The following is a 5615-nucleotide window of genomic DNA, read 5'->3' on the forward strand; positions in this document are numbered from 1 at the left end:
GGTCTGCACAGCGAGCGGCACTCCTCCGTAGGCGAGGGCGGCGTTCATCTTCGCTTTGCCGTAGCCGGGGATGTCGACCCAGCTGTCACGCATAATCGACATGATGTGCACGCTGTCGCGATTGGCCGAAATGTGAACGACCATCATGCTGTCGGAACGAGAGCCTTTGACGTCATTGATGTCCCCCGAGACATCGCCCCGCGTGTCAGATCCCAGCAGCAGGATGTTCTGCGAGGCGTTTACGGCGACGGCAGGCCGCGCCGTCTCCTCGGGAAACACTTCTGCGACCTCAATCTTCCTTGCGCTGTCGAAGGTGCTTGACAGATTTACCAAGTAGACGCCGACAACTGCGATTGCGACAACGAGAAGCGCGCTGATGAAGATGACGAAGTTGCGAACACCGTACTTCTTGCGCGGCGGCGGCTCTTTGAACTCGAAGGGGAACGTCACTGTCACATCAAAGCAGACAAAAAATAGATCGACGACACCAAGGAGAAGTCTTAGAATAGCAATGACCCTAAGTTGTTCATAAAAGGAGCCCCGCGTTTGCTGTGTGCTGGGTCGGCTCACCACTCTGCTGGAATGGCGGCATCCTGCAGTGAGACGAAGCCAGCCACGCCGCTGCGCACCTCCGCAAGGAGACGCTAGGCTGCTTCATCTCAACGCAAGGCCTTTGAAACCGTGCGCATCCCGACGATTGTCATGCGACGCGTGAACCGGATCAGCGACCACACTCTCAAAAAGAAGTAGGACTTCGTCGCTATCCGACCTTCGGACTTAAGATCTCGGTAAACGGCCACCTGTGCCGCCTCCATTTTGACGAGCTGTTTGCTGAGTCCACCTTCACCGAAGAGGGACTTATAGTAGGTCGTGAGCGGCACGTGGATGAATCTGCAGTCCTCACCACTAAGAGCAATCTTCAACCATACTTCATAATCCTCCGCCAGCCGGCGCTGCTCGTTGAAGCGCGCGGGAACCGACCGGCGGACCATTACGGAAGAGGTAGCGAACCAATTGCGCCGAAGCAATTGGGGCGTGCTGACGGCACTCACGTGCTGTTCACAGAGTCGCGCGGGCGTGGATAACTGTGACCATCCCACGTTCACCGCGTGGCCCGATAAAGCCGGACGGCTCTCATGTTCCATCACCTGAAGCTGGAGCTCAATCTTCCGATCGTGCCACTCGTCGTCCGCATCGAGGAACGCGACGAAATCTTGAGACGCGAGGTTCCACCCCGCATTCCGTGCGGCTGAAGGACCACGATTACTCGAGAAAGCCAGGACCAACAGACCGCGCTCCCCATAATCCCGCTGAAGATCCCTTATACAACGCGCCGTGGCAGGGTCATCGCTACCGTCATCTACAACGACAACTTGGTTGGGAACCAAGGATTGACGATACACGGATTCCACTGCGCGCCGCAGTGTCGAGGCGCTGATATAGCACGGAATGACGACTGTAACTGGAGCCGCCCTCACTGATACGCCATCACTTTCTGGTCGCTCAATGTTGAACCGACACTAACCCCGTAGCTCAGGTATGTGGCTACAGCGCGCGCCGAGTATGCATCGGGGGACACGGCTGGGGAGCAAGGGACTTTCAGCAGCGCAGATACGGCTGTCGAGAGTGTGGAACGGTCGGCTGAAGCTGGAATCCGCATGGAATCGTGTTGGCCTATGTCGTTACAGAAGTCTGTGCATTTCGAGTGATACTCCACAAGCGCAAATGGTACTCCAGCGAGATACGCGCAGATTGCAGCGTGCAGGCGAACAGCGACCACCGCTTGGAGCGAGGCGATTTCGTTCCAGACTCCTTCCACTCCAACATCGATGTATCGCGAGTACTTGACTTCGATCCCGCGTTCTCGGAGATGTCGTACTGCGTTCTCCGAAACTTCGTCATCTCCATGGATCTTGTGGTTATTCAATGAAAGCACGACGACCGTCATTCGCTCGCTTTCAGGCATCTGCAAAATCGCATCGGCCAAGGAGCGGGTGATCAAATCGGGGTCGTTAGACTCCGCACCGCTAATACTACAAAGGGAAAGCCCGATGTGGCCGTGCCGAACGCCGGGAAGCTCTGTGGTCGGTGGAGCGTAGAGAGCCGCGAGGTCGCCACCCAAAGTTAGGGAGTGGTCCAAGCCCAGCGAATGGCCAACGTCCAGCGATCGCGAATCTCGAACGATCAGTTTGTCCAGCCCCTGGGCGAACGTCGCCACGGCACCGCGCCGCTTCATATCGGCGAATGGTCCTAACGATACGCCCACGGCTCGGAACCGGGTTCGCAGGATTCGCGATAGTTTCCACTGGACATACCTGACTCCCCGAAGTTCAGAAAGGACGGATCCTCCACCCAAAATGATTAGGTCACCGCGTGCGACGACCCACAAACCAGTCAGGAGTCTGATAGCGCTGCCGGCGGAATGTGGAGAAGCGAATATCCTTCGAAAGGCTCGCTTCAAAGCGGTCCGCGGTTGGGTGACTCTCCCTACGATTCGTACGTCGTAACCGGGAAACATCAACGCAGCGTGGGACTCGACCACGTCACAAAAGAGGTCGTCACCAAAATTAGCAACGCCATAGAAACCGACAACGTACGCACGCCGTTTACTTCTTCCCGTCACAGATTCCCCTCATCTCATAAACATCCACACTACGGCGGTTCTCACTGAAGGTCGTTCACCATCGCAAGCGGCCGAACAACCACAGTGGGCGTCCAACTCCGTCGGACCCGCCCTTTGGAATTATCAAAACGACGACAATGCGGGACAGGAGATATTCGGATCTAACGGGGAATCTCGAGTCGCCGGATGCGACTGCGGCGCTCGGCCCAGGAGGCGCTCCCCTCCGTATCCGAAAGCTCGGGTCCGCTGCTAACGCGAAGCGTCCTCACGAACAGCGGTCGCTTCTATTCGCGCGCGGACCCGATAGGAGCGAGGATTAGCTTCACCAGTATCGCTGACGGAGATCGCTCTCTCGGTCAGCGCGGGGTGGCCAGGTGGTCCAATCCTTTTGCGTTCGCGGGCGATTCTACTGATGGGTCCGTGCGCCAGTAGTATCAATTGGACCCGGGCTCAGGCGACGCGCGAACGGTCATTAGGGCTTAAAGTCCAGCGACGCTGGAGGTTCGAAGCATACGGGCGCGATCGCATAGGGGAGCAGAACTTGACCAGTCCCGCACGGTGGCTGTTGTTGTCTAATTTATCGCGATATGTCGGGCAATTCGGTCTGTTCAGCATCATCGCTGTAACTCTCGGGAGCAACAGTGCGGGACAGTACGCACTCGCACTAGCGATAACCGCCCCAGTATTCGTCTTCGCCGGGCTTGGGATGCGAACGGTTCTTCTGACGCTCGCCCAACCACAGGCCTTGCGCTATTATTCGGCTACTCGTTTACTCTCCTTGACCGCAGGGTTGATACTTGTTCTTGGCATCGGATCGTTCTTCGGTGCGTCGTTCGCGGTGACGCTACTGCTCATCTCGCTGCTCAAATGCGCCGACTCCTTCACAGAACTGAACATCGGAGTGCTACAGTCGCTATCTCGCGAACGACGCACGGTGTTCCTAACCGGTGCGACGAGCGTGGCCACGATTTTCGCCGCCGTTTCTGCGAGCTTCCTCTCGGACGACCTCAACTCGACGCTTCTCGCAGTCGCTGCAGCGACTTTCTTGACTACGTTCGCCGTCTACTGGGTTGCCATGAGACCAGTACTTCGCCGGGTCGCACCAGCGGACGAGGTGCAGGGCTCGCTGTCGACGACAATCCGCGCTGTTCGGGTGATAGCCCGAGCGGGAGTACCCACAGGCTTTTCGGCCGCATTGATCCCGCTTATGGTAGGAATCCCGCAGTACGCTCTTACGCACTACTGGGGCCAGTCCGCGGTTGCTCAACTGGCAACACTTCTCTACCTGCAGCTCGCTGTTGAACTGGTCATCAACTCCCTGTCGCAGGCGTGGCTAGTCCGGGGGAAGCAGATATTCGATAGGGCCGGCCTTTCGCTGCGCAGCACTCTGGGCGTTGCGCTTAGCTGGCAGAAGTGGGCTGTCGCGGTTTCTGCGGCGAGCATCGCGGTCGGCCTGCTACTTTTTCCGGCACTATTCGGTGATGCATTTGCCCCAACCCCGGTGGAAATCGCGCTCGTAGCAGCAGGTAGCCTGTGTCTGCCGTTCGTCTATGCCTCCCTCATCGTGTTACCGATAAAGAACCTATATCGGGAATCGATGGTTTCGAATCTGGTAGCGACCGTAACCTGTTTAGCTGCGACAGCAGCAATTATCCCTACGATGGGGGTCTCGGGAGCCTTAGTCTGCATTCTGCTTGGGCTGCTGGCTCGGGCGTGCGCGGCCCTGACGTTGGCCTTCGGAACTAGTAGGTAGCCACGAAGCTCCGAGACGGCATGGGACACAGCTCGAAATGTCGAACGATAAGAAAATAGCGCTCTCCCCGGACTGAGAATTCATCCCGGCCCCATTTCGCGCGGATCGGCTTGGACGGTCTTTGCGCGCTCCGCTCGTTATCGTGAGGGGGAGGTTGACCGCTCGCATTACCCTTCTCGTTCTGGGAGCGAACGCTGCGTCCGCTTCGCTGGACGGGTTTGTGCGGGAAGCGAGTTGCCGCCGCCCTCCGCCGCTTCGGGCACAATCGGCTCACTATTTCGCGGCCCACAGCGAGATATGTATCGAGAACAACAGTAGATTCGACTTCTTGCAGCGGCCGTGTCCGCCTGGCTGGACGGTCCAGTTCTCGACTGTTGGACTGGGCCTTTTCACAATCCCGATTGCTGTGGTACTTCTTATCTTCAGCGCGCGCGCCGTATCCACTTTGTTCTTCTAGGTGCGGCATCCCTTGAGGACCGCCGCGACCTCTATCTGCAGAATTTCCGCCATCTGCAGAAATCCCGCCCTGTGCGGTGATCATGGGAATTGCCCTGGTGGGGTGCATACCCGGCACAAGAAGCTTCTAGCGAACGAAACTGCGGATCAAAGACCACCGGGACGGACGAAGAATAAGTCCCGGAGGCAGCCATTCTCTACGCGATTCATACACCTCGACCGCGGCCGCGCATTCTCCCCCGGGGGTAAGGACCCCACGAAAGGAGTCGGATGGAGGCTCATCGCAGCTTCTGGTCAGGTGAGGATACGTGGCGATCCATGTTCTGTTCCTGCAGCCTCCAGATGCTTTCTCGCGCGAAATTCGCACTCACGAAGGAGCGCGCTTGATCACCCAACTGACGGCGGAGCGCAGGCTTCGGGGCTAGTACAGTGAGTGCCGCAGCTAACCCATTCGGGTCCTTGTTACGAAACACCAAGCCTGTCTCGCCGTCGACTACTGCGTCGACAGATCCCGTAGCGTCCGAGGCTATGGTGGCAAGCCCCATCGCGGCTGCCTCAAGAACGACATTGGGGAAGCCTTCCCGCTGCGTGGGTAAGCAGTGAATGTCCATAACTTGAAGGTAGGGCCGCGTGTCCTGAACTGCTCCGACAAGGTGCGTCTCTATCGATGACCTTTTAATCTGGGCAACGACCTCGTCGCTCTCGAAGGGGCCGACGACCAGCAACCGTAACCGCAGCCCACGACGGCGACATATTTCAAGCGCTTCCAGGAGAGTGTGTATT

5 protein-coding genes are annotated in these 5615 nt (G+C 57.9%); 1 reads left to right on the plus strand and 4 read right to left on the minus strand.

The window, feature by feature from the left end; genetic code table 11:
• The 3 genes from ACLQ62_RS13010 to ACLQ62_RS13020 all read right to left on the minus strand — a co-directional run.
• Window positions 1-570, minus strand: a 570-nt coding sequence (locus ACLQ62_RS13010; RefSeq protein ID WP_411722061.1) for an LCP family protein, incomplete at its 3' end; no start/stop codon positions are given.
• A gap of 89 nt (window positions 571-659) precedes the next feature.
• Window positions 660-1478, minus strand: coding sequence for a glycosyltransferase family 2 protein (locus ACLQ62_RS13015; protein ID WP_411722062.1), 819 nt, complete (start codon window positions 1476-1478; stop codon window positions 660-662).
• Entirely contained in the window at window positions 1475-2623 is a 1149-nt protein-coding gene (locus tag ACLQ62_RS13020; protein ID WP_411722063.1) for a polysaccharide pyruvyl transferase family protein, read from the minus strand. Before ACLQ62_RS13020 ends, ACLQ62_RS13015 begins: the two co-directional genes overlap by 4 nt.
• A 541-nt stretch (window positions 2624-3164) precedes the next feature.
• On the opposite strand from ACLQ62_RS13020, the gene ACLQ62_RS13025 reads away from it, so the two are divergent.
• Complete coding sequence (locus tag ACLQ62_RS13025; protein ID WP_411722064.1) at window positions 3165-4376, plus strand: hypothetical protein; 1212 nt, start codon at window positions 3165-3167, stop codon at window positions 4374-4376.
• Between the two features lie 734 nt (window positions 4377-5110).
• On the opposite strand, the gene ACLQ62_RS13030 is transcribed toward ACLQ62_RS13025, so the two are convergent.
• A partial coding sequence (locus ACLQ62_RS13030) for a glycosyltransferase (RefSeq protein ID WP_411722065.1) occupies window positions 5111-5615 on the minus strand: 505 nt, incomplete at its 5' end.

This window comes from Mycetocola sp. (assembly GCF_046716805.1).
GTDB lineage: Bacteria > Actinomycetota > Actinomycetes > Actinomycetales > Microbacteriaceae > Mycetocola_A.